Raw genomic sequence first — 16687 nt, forward strand, 5'->3', positions numbered from 1 at the left:
GTTAGAAAGGATGGCTGGGCTGGGAGGATTCGAACCTCCGAATGCCGATACCAAAAACCGGTGCCTTACCACTTGGCGACAGCCCATCAACTTTCTACATTGTATCTGTTCGTTGGTGGCTATGGCTAGATTCGAACTAGCGACCCCAGCATTATGAGTGCTGTGCTCTAACCAACTGAGCTACATAGCCCCTGAGAACGAAGCGCATTATCCGTATATTTCGCTGGGTGTCAACAGCGGAACTTAAAAAAAGATAAAAGATTTCAAATAGTTATGGCGCTACTTGGGGCCCGCTGTGATGGACCTTGCTGTAGCGCCCGTTACCCTTGCCCGTGTGGGTCTGAATCCACGGATTTGCGGTTGGGAAAGCTCTCCAGCGGCAAGTAGGCTGAGGAGTGTTGCAGGCGTATCAAGGTGCTCGCCGTCAGCAAGGCTGCGGCAATGGCGTGGTGATGCAAGCGTTCCAGCGTCAATAAACGAAAGTTGTCTTCGCTCATGGCGTAGGTCAGAATCTCGTCATCAGTCAGTAAATTCTTGCCCAGTGTGATGGGTGTCATCGCCGTGTCTCCTCTAACTGACTATAGAATCGGCGGCTGCGGCCGTTACTTGAGAGTAAGAAACACAATTAAATGGTCACAACTATGAAACGTTATCTGATTCTTGCGCTGTTTTTGTGTGGTGTGACAGCGCTAAGTTCAACGGTGATCGGGGCCTCGGTACGGTCGGAGCACGGCATCTATGCCATGCCGGAATCGGTCGTTTATGTGCAGCGTTTAGGCTACTGGCGTTACGGCTCGCTCGACGGCAGCTATCGTGTCGTAGTGATGGAAGATGAAAGTAGCTTTCAGCGCCACAAGATCTATGTGCAATGGTTGTGTCAGTGCGATCGCGGCATGATCGCCATGCGCGCCCTAGACGAATTGCATGAGAACGAACGCTATATATTCACCCCGCCTACTTTCCGACGTTCCAGTAATGTAGACCTGCTGGAGTTTGTCGCGCGTGATGTGCGTACGCACGAAGACTATCAGGTGCAAGTACAGTTAACCGGAATTGGTGAATTGCGTGTGCAGCGTCAGCGTATGCCAACGGCTGATCGTAGCGACACCACTTCGCAATAGGTCACGGCAAGGCTACAATGCCAACCCAATTGGTTTGGTGCGGTGGAAAACGTAATGAATAATGCGGCCATCGGAGTGTTTGACTCCGGTTTAGGCGGGTTGACGGTGCTGGCGGAATTGCGCCGCCGGTTGCCGGCAGAAGATATGATTTACTTAGGTGACACAGCTCGAGTGCCCTATGGTACAAAAAGCCAAGCCAGCGTGACCCAGTACGCGTTACAGGTGGCGAAAAAGTTACGGCAACAAGACATTAAAATGCTTGTAGTGGCCTGTAATACCGCGTCGGCGTTAGCATTGCCTGCCATTCAGGCGGCCTTGCCCGACCTGCCGATCGTCGGTGTGGTGAATCCGGGTGCGCAGCGCGCCGTATGCGCCTCTGCAACCGGCCATATTGGGGTGATTGCTACCGAGGGCACTATTTTGCGTGGCGCTTACACCGACGCCATTCAGGCGTTGCGAGCAGACGCCGTGGTGACCGGTAAGGCGTGCTCACTCTTCGTGTCCTTGGTAGAAGAAGGCTGGGTGGACGGAGCGTTGGTAACGGAGATCGTGCGCACCTATCTTGAGCCTTTGCAGGCGCTTGACCCGGCCATTGATACGCTGGTGTTGGGCTGCACGCATTACCCGGTATTGCGCCCAGTTATTGCTAAGATTATGGGGCCGGATGTCACCTTAGTCGATTCAGCATTAACGACAGCAGAAGTGGTGAGCGAGCGTTTGCGCAATGAAGTTCTCGCATGCTCGCCTGGCCGTATAGGTCATACCGAGTTTCAGGTAACCGATGGGCCGGAGCGCTTTGCGCGGGTAGCAGGTATATTTCTTGGCGATGCGGTCGGCGTACAGGATGTGCATCTTGTTGATCTATAGGGAGCATCAAAAAGCCCCTTTTTCTAAAGCTGGTTGGCTTGATCTAGGGTTACAGCCCCAGGCCTTCTAGAAAATCGAGGATTAAGTCCTGCGTTTGCCGCCATTGCTCAACATCGGAAATGGTGGCGACACCGTCATCCATTTGTAAGCCGTAGGCGCCAAACTGGGCATGATTGCCTCCTTCCAGTATCACCGAGCGGGAGCCGCGCGGTAACAGACGTTCAGCCTTGAGGCGATCGTCCGTGGTGACAAGTCCGTCGTTGCTGGCGAAGATGGCCAGAGTAGGGGGGGCTGCTTCAGGGTAGCGGCGATTGGTCGGGTAGGCTGCAAGCAATACAACAGCTTCATAGTGGTTGTCGCGCAGTGCATGCCCGGTCGCCATTGCGCCACCCAAGCTGTGCCCTCCGATCACCCATTGGCGCACGGCGGGAAACTCCGCAATTACCTGGCGTGCACGATTGGCGCCCAGCACGGCTAGATCCAGAGGCATATCTGGCACCACCACCAAATACCCTTGCGCCGCCAAACCACGCAACAGAGGCGCATAGGCGGATGGTTTTACCTTGCCGCCCGGATAAAAAATGATACCGGTGAGCGGTTCTCGGCCGTTTGGCGCAATGGTTAAGAATGGTTCTGTCTGAACATACACCAAGGCATCGTTGCCCAATGCCCACTGAGTATTCTCGGTCAGGCCTACACTGCGCGAAAACAGTGAGCAGGCGCCGGTAAACATCAATGCACCGAGTAGAAGTAGGATGCGGATGGTGTGGCTGCTCATGATGGAGTGTGCCGACTCTGCCAGAGCACTTCTTTGCCGCCGTTCTCGCGCGCTAACGCACGGCTTACGACGAACAGAAAATCGGACAATCGATTCAAATACTGGACAGCGCGCATACTGACGCTGTCATCTACTTCCTGTAATGCCCATAGTTGTCTCTCGGCACGACGTGCTACCGCGCGCGCTATGTGAGCACGTGAACAGGCTTCATTGCCCGCTGGCAGAATGAAATTCTCCAATGCGGGAAGGTCACCGTTTATGCGGTCAATATGCTGCTCTAATTCTTCGACCAAGGTGGGGCTAACCAGCTCGAAGCCGGGCATGGCTAATTCGCCACCAATATCAAACAAGTCATGTTGAATTTGGCTTAGTACCGCATCAAGGTCGTGCGGCTGGGCCAATGCTGAGCGGATGTGGCCGATCCAACTGTTGACTTCGTCAACATCACCCAGGGCATGGATGCGAGGTGCGTGTTTGGACACGCGGTCGTTGGTGCCGAGCCCTGTGGTGCCTTTATCGCCGCCACGGGTATAGATTTTCGTCAATCGGTTTGCCATTAGGCGCCTTCCTGCGTCAGTGGTAATTTAATGGTGAACGTGGTGTTTATGTTCGGCTCGGACTGCACGCTCAATTGTCCTCGATGATGCGAGGTTACAATGAAGTAGGCGACACTGAGTCCGAGGCCAGTGCCATGACCAACGTCCTTGGTGGTAAAAAAGGGCTCAAAAACCCGCTTGCGGGTACTGGCATCCATTCCTTTACCGTTGTCACTCACCTGAATGATACAGTAATGACTGCTGCGCTGGCATTGTATTCGGATAACGCCCACGATGTCTTCTTCGGTCTGACGCTGCAGAATGGCTTGGTAGGCGTTTTTCAACAGGTTAAAAATAACCTGTTCTATTTCGGTGTTGGCCACCGCAAGCTGCAAGTCCGCACAATCGCCCCAGTCGCGCTCGATCACCAGTTTCTCTTTTCGTAGATGTTGGCGTAGATCCAAGTCACTCATCGCAATGGCCAGTGCGCGTTCGAGCAGATCAACCATATTGGCCTGTTGCAGCGTAGTATTGCTCTGGCGACTGAATTGCAACATGTTAGTGACGATCGCGGCCGCCCGGTTGCCAGACGTCAGAATGTGGTCCAGAAATTTGGGTACATCACGACGCTTTAAATACTGTTGCAGCAGTGGCAAGTCGATGCCCAGCTCATTGGCTACCCGCTGATTGGCAGGCGTTTCCGTTTTTAGACGGCGCTGAATAGTCTGAACACTTTGCACGATGGCGCTCAGCGGGTTGTTGATCTCATGTGCCATCCCGGCCGCTAAGCCACCCACCGACATCATTTTCTCGCTCTGTACCATCATTTCTTCCATGCGCACCTTGTCCGACACGTCATCGATTCGAATCACGGCGCCGATGGTGCCTTTCAAATGAAGTGGGTAGATCATCATATCCAGTCGGTAATCGGTGCCATCATTTTGGTAGCGCACACGCTCAATGTGCTGGGTTTCACGCTCTAGCAGGGCGAGGCTCAGACGATCCATGTACTTGTGCATGAAGGGAAAGGCCTCGTCCAGACTATAGCCCAAGGCGAGATCCAGCGGGCGGCCACTGAGGCGGCTGGCTTCGTCGTTCCATTGCGTGATTCGCGCGTTCTCGTCTACGGCGATCAACACCGAGGGCATGGAGTTGATCATGGCGTTCAGATAGGCCTGAAACTCGGTTAACTTGCGTTCTACCTTGGCGCGTACCTGCACCTCAAACTCGAGTCGTTGATTGGCCGCACGCGTCTCACTGGCTAACGTCTGGGCTTGTACTTGGGCTTTTTCGGCGCGGTCACGCTCACTTTTCAGCTGTACGTCGCGTGTTTCAACGCGTTGCAACATATCATTAAAGGCATCCACCATTTCCCCAATATCGTCATCTTTGCCTTTCTGTGCACGCAAGGTGAAATTCTGTTCGTGACTGACCACGCGCGCCAAATCCACCAACTGTAAAATAGGTTTGGAGAGAGCAACCTGAATGCGATAGGACAATAGAGCCACTACCATGATACCCAGTGCAGTCAGTGCCAGAAGTGACCATGACAGCGCACGATAGAATTCACTCAACAGGCTAGCATTGGCGACGGAATACAGTTGCCATCGACCTTCATTGTCGAGCCAGGTACGTCGTTGTATGCGCGGTGGCGGGAGTGTGGCCGGTAGGTCAGCGGCGCGCTCTGGGAAAGCGTATCGAGGTTGACGGTTGTAGGCAGCGACCAGCACTCCGTCATTATAGAGCGCTGCGCCTTCAAACAGCGCTGGATAGCTGTCCCAGTGCGTCACACGATCCGACCAATGGTCGCGGTGGTCGATGCCGTCTGGGACCGCACGGAAGCTGTCTTCCACCGTTTTCAGCCAACTGGGTGCAACGCTGTGGTACGAAAAAAACACCACGGCCAACATGCAAATAATGACGGTGATCAACATGGCGCAGCCCATGAGCAGGGCGTTCTTAACGAATAGGGCGTAGTGTATGGGGCGTTCGGTAGACACTGTGATGAGATTCCGTGCCGTGTGTTCAGGATTCCATCAAGGGTATAACGAATGGCGGGGCCATTAACAGGCTTTTCCTGCCATCAGCGCGTCGAGCAATGCGCTGATCCGTGGCGTGGCGATGCCCGATTGAGCACCGTAACGAACAACAGCCCCCAAGATCAGGTCCGCTTCCGTGGCACGACCGTAGTGCCAGTCTTGGTGCATGGAAGAATAGTTTTCTGCCGTCGCCTGCATGACGGTGTGCGCGTCGGCGACCATGGCTTCAGGGTCAAAAGACAGGTGTTGGGCATTGGCCACGGCAACGGCTTCGACCACGATGTCCTGCCACTGGGCTACCCATTCTGGGTTGAGGAGCTCGCCATTTCGCAGATTGTGTAATGCTGTCATCGGGTTGATGGCACAATTAATAATGACCTTGCGCCAAATGTGTTGGTGCATGACAGAGGTTGACGGCGCCCAACTGGATGCCCAGAGACTCCGTCGCAGCAGGTGCATCACTGCCGGTTCATCAGTGGCAGTTTGTGTACTATCGGTCGCCGTGCGCCACGGGCCAATGATCGTCTGCCCTCGCCCTGTGTGTTGTACCTGCCACTTGTCCGTGCGCAAAGCGCCCTCGGTCGTTGTTCCCACCCAAACGTTGCCAGAATATAGAGCACAGGCGGCGTCTTGGGGGCCGAGCCCATTATGCAGTAGCACGACATCAGCCGCGTCGTCGAGTTGGGGTAGTATCGCCCGCAACGCGGGCACCACTTGAAACGCCTTGGTGGTGAAAAGGGCGCAGCGAATGGGGGCTGGGTCGGTAAGGGACAGAGTTTCAACGCGCCGCGTGGTCGACGAGTCGACATAGGACAACGCAACGCTTCCCGCTGAAAAGTCTGGATGGCGCAGGCGCACGACCGCATCGGGCGGCATTGACAGCGCTAAGTGCAAACCAAGGGCGCCGGGCCCGATGATATCAACGTGTATTGGAATTAGGTCAAGCCTCTTTAATCTGCGCTGCTGGGGACCGAGGTGGCTCAATGCTGACATCTTCTTTTTGCCAGTTTTTCACTACGTGCCGTTTGGTTTGTGACGATTCGTTTAGCGCCTGTTGTGCCAGATGCCAGAGCTCCGCTAATTGCGCAATCCCTGTGTCGCTGCTGGTTGCAACCAAACAGCTACTGGCTTCAATAGTGACAAAACCAGAGCGGGTTTTCAAACTGCGTTGATGCAAACTGTGGCGAAAGCGTTTCAGAGCGCCGGGCTGAAAATGCTCTATGGTTTCCGAGTGACACACTACCGCGAAGGTTTCTCGGCCCAGTCGAGCCACCAGGTCCATCGGTCGACACAGCTGTTCAATGTGCTGACCGACTTGCTGCAACAGGCCGGCGACACCGGATTCCGGCAGGTTATCACTGAGCGCCTGATAATTGTCGATGCGCAACAGCACTAAACCTATGGCACCGCCACGTCCTTCTATGTGTTCGAGGCTCCGCGCCAAAAAGCGCTTGGTGTACTGTGGTCCAGCCAAGTGTGTGATGGCGTCTTGCCAGGTGTTTTGGCGCAACGACTGATGGCGTACACTGAGGGTGCGATGACGGCTGATCAGGCCGTTTTGCTGTTGCGTGGTGCGCACGGCGGCGTACACCCTAGGGGTTAGCTCGCTGTGCAGATTTGATTTGCAGATGAAATCGTCCACGCCATGGTCAAACGCGGCTTGAATGGCCTCTGGGCCTTCTTCGGCGGTGAGCATAATGACGTAGGTAAAGCGATCTTGTTCGGCATCCCAGTCACGTACCTGCTGCATTAGGGTGAGTCCATCGGTCACCGGCATGCGCCAGTCGACAATCATGACTTCTGCGGCGCTCTCTTGGTGCAATTTCAGAGCCTGTTCGGCGTTGGTGGCGCAGCGAATATTGCGGTATCCCGCTTGTTGCAAGTGCCGCACTGTTACCGCATTACTGAAGCGAGCGTCATCGACCACCAGCAAGGCCACATTTGGTTCCATACTAAAACTCCCAGTTTTGGCGTCGGTACTTTTTATTATGATGAGATGAAGCAAGGTGGCAGGCATCAAGCCACATTTTCTACCATTGTTAATAAAGCACATGCGGCGGGAAGGTTCTGTGATCCAGATAACGAAAAAGCACAGACCATTGACGGTTTTTTCTTGAAATGTGATCGAATACCCCCATTTTGCACTTTGCACACATAGAAACTACATAGGTTAGAGGCATGCCTTTACTCATTATCCTGCTGCTGGCGTTCGCCATGGAGCTTACCTTGTTTATCGAAGTCGGCAGCGAAATTGGCGTGCTCTGGACGCTCGTGCTGATTGTGGCCACCGCTATGCTGGGTGGACAGCTTATTCGGCGTGCCGGATGGCGCCTGATGCAGGAACTGCAAATGCAGGGTGGTGTGGTGTCGCACTGGTGGCTGCAGATGCGCCAGCAAGTCATGATGCGTCGGGTATTAGCCGGGTTGTTGTTGATTGTTCCAGGTTTCGGCACTGACTTGATCGGGGTGGCTTTGTTTCTCTGGAGTTTCGTGGGTACGGGCGGCGGTTCGGACGGCGCTGGCTCATCGGGCGGTTCACGCCCGCATCACACCGCCAACCCGGAGTCGGGTGGTCGGGTGATCGAGGGTGAGTACGAACGAGAAAAATAATTTTTCGTGGCTATTGAAATGGTCTTCTATGGCCCCATTTTGTGAAGGGTCGCAATGGATTCTTCTTGATCCCTTGCGGAAATGAATAATAAGAAGTAGTCCGTGGCAAGCCCTTACTACTTCTCGGTTTTAGCAATCTGTTTAATTGGGAGATACATCAGATGAAAATTCGTCCGTTGCATGATCGCATCGTAGTACGACGCAAAGAAGAAGAAACCAAAACCGCTGGTGGCATCGTGCTGCCTGGTTCAGCTAAAGAAAAGCCTTCACAGGGTGAAGTACTGGCTGTGGGTAATGGTCGTATCTTGGAAAACGGTGAAGTGCGCCCACTGGATGTCAAAGTAGGCGACGTGGTTGTGTTCGGTCAGTACGCTGGCAGCACAGTGAAAGTCGACGGCGAAGAGCTGTTGATCATGTCTGAAAGCGACGTATTTGGCGTAGTTCAAGCCTAATTTTTCTGACTATCCGTTAATTGACTAACTGATTAAGCGATTGAGGTACTAAGTAACATGGCAGCTAAAGACGTAAAATTTGGCGTTTCCGCACGTAACCGCATGCAAGCGGGCGTAAACCTACTGGCTGATGCCGTAAAGGTCACACTGGGTCCTAAGGGCCGTAACGTAGTTATCGACAAAGCCTATGGCTCACCACTGATCACCAAAGATGGTGTGACGGTAGCGAAAGAGATCGAACTGGAAGACAAGTTCGAAAACATGGGCGCGCAGATGGTGAAGGAAGTTGCTTCCAAGGCCAATGACGAAGCCGGTGACGGTACTACTACTGCTACTGTATTGGCACAAGCGTTCGTTAACGAAGGCTTGAAGTCCGTTGCTGCGGGCATGAACCCAATGGACCTGAAACGCGGTATCGACAAAGCGACCAACGCTGTTGTTGAAGAACTGCGTAAGCTGGCCGTACCTTGCCAAGACAGCAAGGCAATTGCTCAGGTTGGTACTATTTCCGCCAACACCGACGCGACCATCGGCAAGCTGATTGCTGAAGCTATGGAGCGTGTAGGCAAAGAAGGCGTGATCACCGTTGAAGAAGGCACCAGCTTCGAAGACGAACTCGACGTGGTTGAAGGTATGCAGTTCGACCGTGGCTATCTGTCACCGTACTTCGTTACCAACCAAGAGACGATGACCGCAGAGCAGGAAGAGCCTTACATCCTGTTGGTCGACAAGAAAATCTCTTCTATTCGCGACCTTATTCCCGTACTGGAAGCCGTTGCTAAGTCTGGTCGCCCGCTGATGATCATCGCGGAAGACATCGAAGGCGAAGCATTGGCAACTCTGGTTGTGAACAACATGCGCGGTACGGTTAAAGTTTCTGCTGCTAAAGCACCAGGCTTCGGCGACCGTCGTAAAGCCATGATGCAAGATTTGGCTATCCTGACCGGCGGTACCGTGATCTCTGAAGAAGTAGGCTTGGATCTCGAAAGCACGACTTTGGAGCACCTGGGTACGGCTAAGCGCGTGGTGTCTACCAAAGAGAACACCACCATCGTCGGCGGTTCTGGTGAAGAAGCAGACATCAAAGCACGGGTTGAGCAAATCCGCACTGAGATCGAAAACTCCTCTTCCGACTACGACAAAGAGAAGCTGCAAGAGCGCGTGGCCAAATTGGCTGGCGGCGTAGCGGTCATCAAAGTAGGCGCAGCGACTGAAACTGCGATGAAAGAGAAGAAAGCACGCGTTGACGATGCCCTGCACGCCACACGCGCTGCGGTTGAAGAAGGCGTTGTAGCCGGTGGTGGTGTTGCTCTGGTGCGTGCACTGAGCAACATTGGCGACCTGAAAGGCGACAACAGTGACCAAGACGTAGGTATTGCCTTGGCACTGCGCGCGATGGAAGCACCACTGCGTCAGATCGTTCGTAATGCCGGTGGCGAGCCATCAGTCGTACTGAACGAAGTACGTAACGGCTCAGGTAACTTCGGTTACAACGCGGCTAACGGTGAATACGGCGACATGACCGAGTTCGGCATCATCGACCCAGCCAAAGTAACGCGTACAGCCTTGCAAGCCGCAGCCTCTGTTGCTGGCCTGATGATCACCACCGAAGCCATGATCACTGACTTGCCGTCAGATGATAAGGGCGGCGCGCCGGATATGGGCGGCATGGGTGGTATGGGCGGCATGGGCGGCATGATGTAAAATCGGTCACTGGCGCTGCTGCGCTGACCGATACGGCGTTGGAAATGACAGCTCGTTGCTCATGTGCTTTAAGCACACTGCGCTCTCGCTGGCATTTCCGCCTTGTCTCGGTTGCGCTCGCGACGCGCCACTGAACGATTTCAATTGCCTCATAACTGCTGCACTCGCGACGTTATGAAAAGCAATTTGCATGCGCTTAGTTAAGCCTATGAAATCAGAAAGCCCGCTTCGGCGGGCTTTTTTGTGCCGGTAAGAAAGGTATTTTCTTCGATACGGTAGGTCAGTGAGAGCTCCGAGCACCCATAGAAAGTCTGTCTTACAAAAAGGTTAATTGAACGAAACTGTTAAACTCAAGTACACTGCGCCACTGGGTTTTGCGCATGTGTTACAGGTTTCAGCATAATAATGATTAAAGTTCGCCATCTGCTCATCGTTTTTCTTTCATTCTTTCTCCTCTCACTGGTGTTTACCACGCCAGTGCATGTGCTGTGGCATCAATTCGGTGACGATTCCCGTTCAGCCGTCAAGGTGAATGCACTAGCAGGAAATCTGTGGCGCGGGCAAGCCGATTTAGTCTACGGTTCAGATCGCTTTTTATTGGATTGGTCGTTTCGTCCGGCTTACTTGCTGAGGGGAGCATTGAGCTATGACCTCTCGGTGGGCGGCGCTAAGGCCGATATAGAAGGCCAGGTGGTGCGTTCATTCACGCGCTGGCATGTACACAACCTGGATGGCTTTGTCGATCTGGTGGCGGTCAATCCTGCGCTCGCGCAACAGCGCGTGACTTTGTCGGGTCATCTTTGGGTAAATGACTTGTCTCTCGCTTGGTCACCTCGTCGCGGTCGGCTGGTGGCAGACGGCAATCTCGACTGGCGTAATGGGCAGTCGCGTTTTGTTTGGATGGGGCGACCGCAAGAGGTACGTCTACCGCTGATTCAGGCCAGTGTCAGTACAAACAATGATGGTCTAGTGCAAGGGCGCGTTGTCGACGCTACGGTCAATCGCCCGCTGGCCGACTTTGAACTCGATGTCGAGCTAATGGCGATGTACCGTATCTATACACACATTCGTGAAGTACTTAATGTGAACCTGCCGGGTGGTCGAGATATTATCATGGAGAGTCGAGTAAGCTTGCGGGAGTATTTACTATGATGCTTTCAGCCGTCTGGTTAACCCGTGTTGCCAGCTTATGTTTACTGGCTACGGTGGCGTGGGCAGGTGCTTATTCTGCGCCGGTTGTTTGGCGTGTGCTCAGTCCGTCTTCCATCGTCTTTGTAGAAGTGGACTGGAGCAATGGTACAGTGTCCAACGACAACGGTGCTGATGCGTCGGTGCTGGTGGAGGAGATTGCCGATGGGCAATGGTTCGGTGAGTTCCGGGAGGACGCCGAAAAAAAGCCCGAACCCCCTCCCGTTGTGGTCGAAACTGCTCCGGCGACTAGACTGCAACTGGTTTTACAGGGGGTCTTTTCAGCCAATAGTCCGCAGCAAGGTTCGGCAATGATTTCGCAGCGCGGTCGCGGTGCTGAACTATTTCGGGTTGGTGATACCATCTTTGGCCAAGCTGAACTGGTTGAAGTGCATCGTAACCGAGTTGTGCTACGCCGTGCTGGGGTGCTTGAAACGTTGAGTTTTGACGAAGCACCACTTGCAGGTAGTGGCCCGGCGGCGTCGGCCCAGACGACCAGTGCTGCCCCGACACCGGTAGCTCGGCCGTCAGCTCCGGCGCGTACAACAGAAGAAACGCGCGGCGCAGTTTCGTCCAGTGGTTCACGCAGTGACGCCTCTGCGCGCAATGTGGCCGATGCACAAGAACGTCTGGATCAGCAGATCCGGCAGGCGATTACTGATGTTCGTGCGCAAGCGTTTCGCAACCCGCAGGGCTTACTGAATCAATACGGATTGGAATTAACCGAACAAGGTTATCGCGTCACGCCGCGCTCAGGCATTCTAATTGCCAATGGCTTGCGTCCGGGGGACGTTATTACGGAAGTGAATGACCAGCGTGTCGGCAATATCGAGCGCGATCAGCAGTTGATTGAAGCCGTTTTGGCGTCCGGTGAAATAAGAATAACCTTGGAACGTGCGGGTGCAACCTTCCGCATTTTCCAGAATTTACCGAGTTTTTGAGGTGAGTATGAATTCAATGCGCGCATGGGTGAAGCAGGCAGTCTTTGTGCTGGTGCTGAGTATGGTGGCATGGCAAGCCAAAGCAGACACCTGGCAAGTGAACATGAAAGAGGCAGATTTGTCTCTATTCATCAACCAGGTAGCAAGTATCACTGGCCGAACCTTCATTCTTGACCCCCGTGTGCGTGGACAGGTCACCATCATCTCCGACGATGAACTCAATGCCGAAGAAATCTACGAAGTATTTTTAGCTGTATTGAAGATGCAGGGCTTCACCGTAGCTGAGCGTGGCAACGAAGTGCACGTGATCCCGGTGAACGACGCCAAGCAGATCACTGGCCCTCTGGTACAGGGCGAGGTGCCGATCAACGATGATTTCATCACCCGTGTTATTACCTTACAGCATGCTTCGGCGATGGAGTTGATTCCAATTCTTCGTCCGATCGGAGCAAAGTACGGTCATATGTCAGGGGTTCCGTCGACCAACGCCATCATACTGGTTGATCATGCCGACAATATTGCTCGTATTGAGCAAATTCTAAATACCATCGATGTGACTGCAGATAGTGATATTCGTATGGTAGAGCTGCGCCATGCCTGGGTGGGTAATATCATCGCGTTGTTGCAAACCCTATTGCCTGATGAACTGGCGGCGGGCGGCCAAGCGTCCAGTAATGGTATGCCTGGCACCTTGCGGCTGGTGGCCGATGAGCGCTCGAATCGTCTGATTTTGCGCGGCGAGCCTCGTGTGCTGGATTATGTTGAAGGTTTGATTTTGAGTCTTGATGTTGAGTCGCAGCAACGCCGTGGTAATACGGAAGTTATCTTTTTGAACAACGGTGACGCAGGTAAAATGGCGGAGTTGCTGAAGGGCCTTAATCCTGGTGGCGCCTCAGTAGTGCGTACGGGCACCACCTCAGGTGGCAGCAGTGGTGGTTCAGCGCCTTCAGCGCCCCCTAATTCAGGCCTATTTATTCTGGCTGACGAAGAGCTGAATGCGTTGATTGTCCGAGCCGAGCCAGATGAGCTGGCGGAGATTAAGCGTATTATTGCGCAGCTCGATATTCCCCGTGCCCAGGTATTGATCGAGGCAGCCATTGTCGAAGTCAGTGGTACGGTCAGTGATCAATTTGGCGTGCAGATGGGGCTGGTATCGCAGGGAAACAATGGCCTGCCGCCGGGTCTTATTGGCAGTAACTTTCCGGGCTCCGGCGTGTCGCTTGGTGATGTAGGGGTTGCTGGTTCGACCGGCGACTTGGGTCAAGCCGCTCTGCCGCTTGCCGGTACTGAAGGCGTCGCGGGCGGCTTGGCGATTCCAGGCAGTAACATGTCGTTCGCCGCGATCGTACAGGCTTTAGAGACACGCTCGAACACCAATTTGTTATCGACCCCTTATCTCATGACCATGGACAACACAGAAGCACGTATTCTGGTCGGGGAAACGGTACCCTTTCAAACGTCGCGTGACCCGGATAATCCGTTCACCATACAGCGGGAAAACGTGGCGACGGAAATTACTGTGAAGCCGCATATTCAACAGAACGAAATGGTGCGTCTGGCGATCAACCAAGTGACCGAAGAACTGATTGCTGGTGGTGCTGATTTGCAAAGATTGACCTCAAAGCGTCAAATTCAGACTAATGTCGTAGTCGCCAATGGTGACACCATCGTTCTAGGTGGTATGGTTAAAGACCGTGTAACGGAAACAGAACGTAAGGTGCCTCTGTTGGGTGATTTGCCGATCATTGGATTCTTGTTTCGCAGCACGCAGCAGTCCAACGAGAAGGTGAATTTGCTGGTGATCATTCGTCCGACCATTGTTACCGAACGAGTGACGGAAATGGCCATGGATCGTTATTTGGGTATATGGGAATTGCGCTTTGGTCCAACGGGCACCGAGTTTGATAGCCGAGTTGCACCTCCAACGTTCGACCAGCTATACAGAGGCCAGCAAACTCAGTAAATTTGGTCTTTGTAACGAATTGATTACAGTGGGGCGCATCAGCAAGTATTTGTGATGATGGGTGGGGTTTTCATTCGATTCTCTGTGAGTAGAATGGGCCCCGTTTTGACTCTCTTGCTGATTGACGCCCTGCCAGCTGCGTGCTGAGCGGGGCTTTTTTTTGCCTGCGAATAAGCGATTGCTGCTACTGCTCTGTGCGACTGCCGGGCAGGGCAGGTAACACACGAGCCCCTTGGCATACATGAATTTTGTAATAGTCACTATTTGCGCTGCTTACTGCGAGTCAGCTTGTCAATATTTCGTAAGGCAGTTAAGGTTATGCCATTTTCGCCACAGCGAAGCCGAATTCGTATTATAAAATCAGGAGTTAGTGTCTCATGCGTGTCATTCTTCTAGGTGCTCCCGGCGCCGGTAAAGGTACACAAGCGCAGTCCATTTGCGAAAAATTCAATATCCCCCAAATTTCTACGGGCGATATGTTGCGTGCGGCAGTGAAAGCCGGAAGCCCTCTGGGTTTGAAGGTGAAAGAAGTCATGTCGTCCGGCGGCCTGGTATCCGATGACACCATCATTGCCTTGGTTAAGGAACGCATTAAAGAAGACGATTGTGCGAATGGCTTCCTGTTCGATGGTTTCCCACGCACCATCCCACAGGCTGAAGCCTTGAAGAACAGCGGCGTTGTCATCGACCACGTAGTGGACATTGATGTGGCAGACGAAGAAATCGTTAAACGCCTGAGTGGACGCCGTATTCATGAAGCTTCTGGTCGGGTTTATCACGTTGAGTACAACCCACCTAAGGTAGCGGGTAAAGACGATGAAACGGGCGATACGCTGATTCAGCGTGAAGATGATAAGGAAGCCACCGTGCGTAAGCGCTTGGAAATTTATCACTCGCAGACCGAGCCCTTGGTGCACTACTACAAAGACTGGGCACAGAAAGAACCGAATAACTCACCGGCTTACAACTACATTGAAGGTGTAGGCTCGGTCAGTGATATCACTCGTAAAATCTTCGCCAGTCTCAGTTAATGACCCGATTGCTTGCCCTTGATACCTCAACCGAAGCCTGCTCAGTAGCGTTATGGGCTGACGGAGCCGTGGTTGAGGAAATCTATGAAATAGCCGAGCGTTCGCACACGCAGCGCTTGTTACCCATGATTGAAACAGTGTTGAATGATGCCGGTCTGCAATTGGGTGATCTTGATGGCCTGGTGTGTACGCGCGGTCCGGGTAGCTTTACTGGGATTCGTGTGGGCGTCAGTGCAGCCCAAGGGTTGGCCTTCGCAGCCGAATTGCCGGTTCTGCCTTTGTCGACGCTAGCCGTCTTGGCGTGGCAGGGTGTGCAAGCCGAGCATGGAAAAGAGCGTTGGCAAGTGGTCATGGATGCGCGCATGGGTGAAATTTACTACGCAGCATACGCCTGGCTAAACGGCAAATTAACCGTATTGGCTGATGAGCAACTGCTCGCACCCGCTGAGCTGGACGTATGGGCCGACCACACCGTCGGACGCATTGGTGCAGGTTGGCAATTGCCAATACTGGCAGAGCACTCATCGCTGGTAGCGCTGTCATTGCCGCGAGCGGCCACGGCAGCGGCATTCGCCGCGCATTTACTGCAACAAGACGGCGCTGCACTTTGGCAACCACCCGACGCTCTGCAGCCTGTTTATCTGCGTGATCAGGTTACGCATGGCCGTTAAGGTTGCGTTGCACCCGGTGGCTCAGGCATACGCCGACAGCCACGCCATAGACCTTCCCGACGACTTACCACTGCGCAGTCAACCGCATGCGGAGGACCACTTTCAGCTGGTGGTTGCCGACGGGTTGGCACTCCAGCCTTTGCAGCTTGGCAAAGTGAATCCGTTAAAAGTCGATTTCGTCGCGGGGGCGCTCGCCCATCGAAGGCTTTATGGGGGTGGCGTGCAACAGGACGTCGCAAAGGCCTGTGGGCTGCATCAGCTGCGCGAACTGCACATCCTTGATACAACGGCCGGCTTAGGGCGAGATGCCTTTGTACTGGCCTTTCTGGGCGCTGCGGTGACCATGGTGGAACGTCATCCTGTTGTGCATGCTTTGCTGCAGGATGGCATCTATCGCGCGACGCACTCAGAAGATGCTGACCTACAACGGATATTAAGCCGGATGCAGCTGCAATTTGGGTCGGCTCCGGAGCTTTACCGCACGAAGCCGTTGGTCGCGCAGGTAGTTTATATCGATCCTATGTTTCCGCCGCGTACTAAGGCGGCCAAAGTGAAGGTCGATATGCAGAGCTTTCATGCTTTGGTCGGAGCCGACGACGATGGTTCCGCATTGCTGGCGTGGGCATTGGCGTCTGGGGCGAGTCGTGTGGTCGTCAAGCGTCCCCGGTTAGCGCCTTGTTTACTCGATCAAGAGCCCTCTCATCAGCTGTCGGGTAAGGCCAACCGCTTCGATGTCTATGCGCTGCGAAAACTCACGGCACAAAGCACTGCTGTATAAAGCGCCTG

The 16687-nt window shown here is 53.8% G+C and carries 17 protein-coding genes and 2 tRNA genes; 11 read left to right on the forward strand and 8 right to left on the reverse strand.

Annotation, left to right across the window (positions count from 1 at the left end):
• Positions 1–11: 11 nt before the first annotated feature.
• The 3 genes from NFC81_RS04750 to NFC81_RS04760 form a co-directional block, all read right to left on the reverse strand.
• A tRNA-Gln gene (locus NFC81_RS04750) sits at positions 12–86 on the reverse strand.
• Between the two features lie 27 nt (positions 87–113).
• A tRNA-Met gene (locus NFC81_RS04755) sits at positions 114–190 on the reverse strand.
• Between the two features lie 130 nt (positions 191–320).
• Positions 321–557: a hypothetical protein gene (locus NFC81_RS04760; protein WP_304996389.1), complete on the reverse strand. Its 237-nt coding sequence runs from the start codon at positions 555–557 to the stop codon at positions 321–323.
• An 84-nt stretch (positions 558–641) separates the two neighbouring features.
• On the opposite strand from NFC81_RS04760, the gene NFC81_RS04765 reads away from it, so the two are divergent.
• Positions 642–1121 carry a hypothetical protein gene (locus NFC81_RS04765; protein WP_304996390.1) on the forward strand — a complete coding sequence of 160 codons (480 nt, stop codon included), beginning with the start codon at positions 642–644 and terminating at the stop codon, positions 1119–1121.
• A gap of 54 nt (positions 1122–1175) precedes the next feature.
• Positions 1176–1988, forward strand: a complete 813-nt coding sequence (murI, locus tag NFC81_RS04770) for a glutamate racemase (protein ID WP_304996391.1) — start codon at positions 1176–1178, stop codon at positions 1986–1988.
• 49 nt (positions 1989–2037) lie between these two features.
• Here the strand turns inward: murI and NFC81_RS04775 are convergent, their stop codons facing one another.
• The 5 genes from NFC81_RS04775 to NFC81_RS04795 form a co-directional block, all read right to left on the reverse strand.
• Positions 2038–2766: an alpha/beta hydrolase gene (locus NFC81_RS04775; protein ID WP_304996392.1), complete on the reverse strand. Its 729-nt coding sequence runs from the start codon at positions 2764–2766 to the stop codon at positions 2038–2040.
• Positions 2763–3323, reverse strand: coding sequence for a cob(I)yrinic acid a,c-diamide adenosyltransferase (locus NFC81_RS04780; RefSeq protein ID WP_304996393.1), 561 nt, complete (start codon positions 3321–3323; stop codon positions 2763–2765). Before NFC81_RS04780 ends, NFC81_RS04775 begins: the two co-directional genes overlap by 4 nt.
• Positions 3323–5302 (reverse strand): ATP-binding protein, encoded by a 1980-nt coding sequence (locus NFC81_RS04785; protein WP_304996394.1) that lies wholly within the window; start codon positions 5300–5302, stop codon positions 3323–3325. Before NFC81_RS04785 ends, NFC81_RS04780 begins: the two co-directional genes overlap by 1 nt.
• A gap of 63 nt (positions 5303–5365) precedes the next feature.
• Positions 5366–6334 (reverse strand): 2-dehydropantoate 2-reductase, encoded by a 969-nt coding sequence (locus NFC81_RS04790; RefSeq protein ID WP_304996395.1) that lies wholly within the window; start codon positions 6332–6334, stop codon positions 5366–5368.
• Entirely contained in the window at positions 6282–7292 is a 1011-nt protein-coding gene (locus NFC81_RS04795; protein ID WP_304996396.1) for a response regulator, read from the reverse strand. The genes NFC81_RS04790 and NFC81_RS04795 overlap by 53 nt, the downstream gene beginning before the upstream one ends.
• A gap of 227 nt (positions 7293–7519) precedes the next feature.
• Between NFC81_RS04795 and NFC81_RS04800 the strand changes: the two genes are divergently transcribed.
• The 9 genes from NFC81_RS04800 to NFC81_RS04840 all read left to right on the forward strand — a co-directional run bounded on the left by NFC81_RS04800 (position 7520) and on the right by NFC81_RS04840 (position 16679).
• Positions 7520–7951, forward strand: a complete 432-nt coding sequence (locus tag NFC81_RS04800; protein WP_304996397.1) for an FxsA family protein — start codon at positions 7520–7522, stop codon at positions 7949–7951.
• A 161-nt stretch (positions 7952–8112) separates the two neighbouring features.
• On the forward strand, positions 8113–8403 hold the full coding sequence (groES, locus tag NFC81_RS04805; RefSeq protein WP_304996398.1) for a co-chaperone GroES: 291 nt from the start codon (positions 8113–8115) through the stop codon (positions 8401–8403).
• Between the two features lie 57 nt (positions 8404–8460).
• A complete protein-coding gene (gene groL, locus NFC81_RS04810) occupies positions 8461–10107 on the forward strand; it encodes a chaperonin GroEL (protein WP_304996399.1) in 1647 nt (548 codons plus the stop codon).
• Between the two features lie 405 nt (positions 10108–10512).
• The gene (gene gspN, locus NFC81_RS04815; protein WP_304996400.1) at positions 10513–11259 is read left to right on the forward strand and encodes a type II secretion system protein N; all 747 of its coding nucleotides are present in this window, start codon (positions 10513–10515) and stop codon (positions 11257–11259) included.
• Positions 11256–12236: a type II secretion system protein N gene (locus tag NFC81_RS04820; RefSeq protein ID WP_304996401.1), complete on the forward strand. Its 981-nt coding sequence runs from the start codon at positions 11256–11258 to the stop codon at positions 12234–12236. Before gspN ends, NFC81_RS04820 begins: the two co-directional genes overlap by 4 nt.
• Before the next feature lie 7 nt (positions 12237–12243).
• Positions 12244–14199 (forward strand): type II secretion system secretin GspD, encoded by a 1956-nt coding sequence (gspD, locus tag NFC81_RS04825; RefSeq protein ID WP_304996402.1) that lies wholly within the window; start codon positions 12244–12246, stop codon positions 14197–14199.
• Between the two features lie 377 nt (positions 14200–14576).
• Positions 14577–15230 carry an adenylate kinase gene (gene adk, locus NFC81_RS04830; protein WP_304996403.1) on the forward strand — a complete coding sequence of 218 codons (654 nt, stop codon included), beginning with the start codon at positions 14577–14579 and terminating at the stop codon, positions 15228–15230.
• Positions 15230–15901, forward strand: coding sequence for a tRNA (adenosine(37)-N6)-threonylcarbamoyltransferase complex dimerization subunit type 1 TsaB (tsaB, locus tag NFC81_RS04835; RefSeq protein ID WP_304996404.1), 672 nt, complete (start codon positions 15230–15232; stop codon positions 15899–15901). The genes adk and tsaB overlap by 1 nt, the downstream gene beginning before the upstream one ends.
• A complete protein-coding gene (locus NFC81_RS04840) occupies positions 15891–16679 on the forward strand; it encodes a class I SAM-dependent methyltransferase (protein WP_304996405.1) in 789 nt (262 codons plus the stop codon). The genes tsaB and NFC81_RS04840 overlap by 11 nt, the downstream gene beginning before the upstream one ends.
• Positions 16680–16687 lie beyond the last annotated feature (8 nt).

This window comes from Salinispirillum sp. LH 10-3-1 (assembly GCF_030643825.1).
Lineage (GTDB): Bacteria > Pseudomonadota > Gammaproteobacteria > Pseudomonadales > Natronospirillaceae > Salinispirillum.

Bases quoted from the DNA above. Each gene is read 5' to 3' on its own strand.
- NFC81_RS04760 (WP_304996389.1), bottom strand. From the start codon at position 557: ATGACACCCATCACACTGGGCAAGAATTTACTGACTGATGACGAGATT.
- NFC81_RS04765 (WP_304996390.1), top strand. From the start codon at position 642: ATGAAACGTTATCTGATTCTTGCGCTGTTTTTGTGTGGTGTGACAGCG.
- murI (WP_304996391.1), top strand. From the start codon at position 1,176: ATGAATAATGCGGCCATCGGAGTGTTTGACTCCGGTTTAGGCGGGTTG.
- NFC81_RS04775 (WP_304996392.1), bottom strand. From the start codon at position 2,766: ATGAGCAGCCACACCATCCGCATCCTACTTCTACTCGGTGCATTGATG.
- NFC81_RS04780 (WP_304996393.1), bottom strand. From the start codon at position 3,323: ATGGCAAACCGATTGACGAAAATCTATACCCGTGGCGGCGATAAAGGC.
- NFC81_RS04790 (WP_304996395.1), bottom strand. From the start codon at position 6,334: ATGTCAGCATTGAGCCACCTCGGTCCCCAGCAGCGCAGATTAAAGAGG.
- NFC81_RS04795 (WP_304996396.1), bottom strand. From the start codon at position 7,292: ATGGAACCAAATGTGGCCTTGCTGGTGGTCGATGACGCTCGCTTCAGT.
- NFC81_RS04800 (WP_304996397.1), top strand. From the start codon at position 7,520: ATGCCTTTACTCATTATCCTGCTGCTGGCGTTCGCCATGGAGCTTACC.
- groES (WP_304996398.1), top strand. From the start codon at position 8,113: ATGAAAATTCGTCCGTTGCATGATCGCATCGTAGTACGACGCAAAGAA.
- groL (WP_304996399.1), top strand. From the start codon at position 8,461: ATGGCAGCTAAAGACGTAAAATTTGGCGTTTCCGCACGTAACCGCATG.
- gspN (WP_304996400.1), top strand. From the start codon at position 10,513: ATGATTAAAGTTCGCCATCTGCTCATCGTTTTTCTTTCATTCTTTCTC.
- NFC81_RS04820 (WP_304996401.1), top strand. From the start codon at position 11,256: ATGATGCTTTCAGCCGTCTGGTTAACCCGTGTTGCCAGCTTATGTTTA.
- gspD (WP_304996402.1), top strand. From the start codon at position 12,244: ATGAATTCAATGCGCGCATGGGTGAAGCAGGCAGTCTTTGTGCTGGTG.
- adk (WP_304996403.1), top strand. From the start codon at position 14,577: ATGCGTGTCATTCTTCTAGGTGCTCCCGGCGCCGGTAAAGGTACACAA.
- tsaB (WP_304996404.1), top strand. From the start codon at position 15,230: ATGACCCGATTGCTTGCCCTTGATACCTCAACCGAAGCCTGCTCAGTA.
- NFC81_RS04840 (WP_304996405.1), top strand. From the start codon at position 15,891: ATGGCCGTTAAGGTTGCGTTGCACCCGGTGGCTCAGGCATACGCCGAC.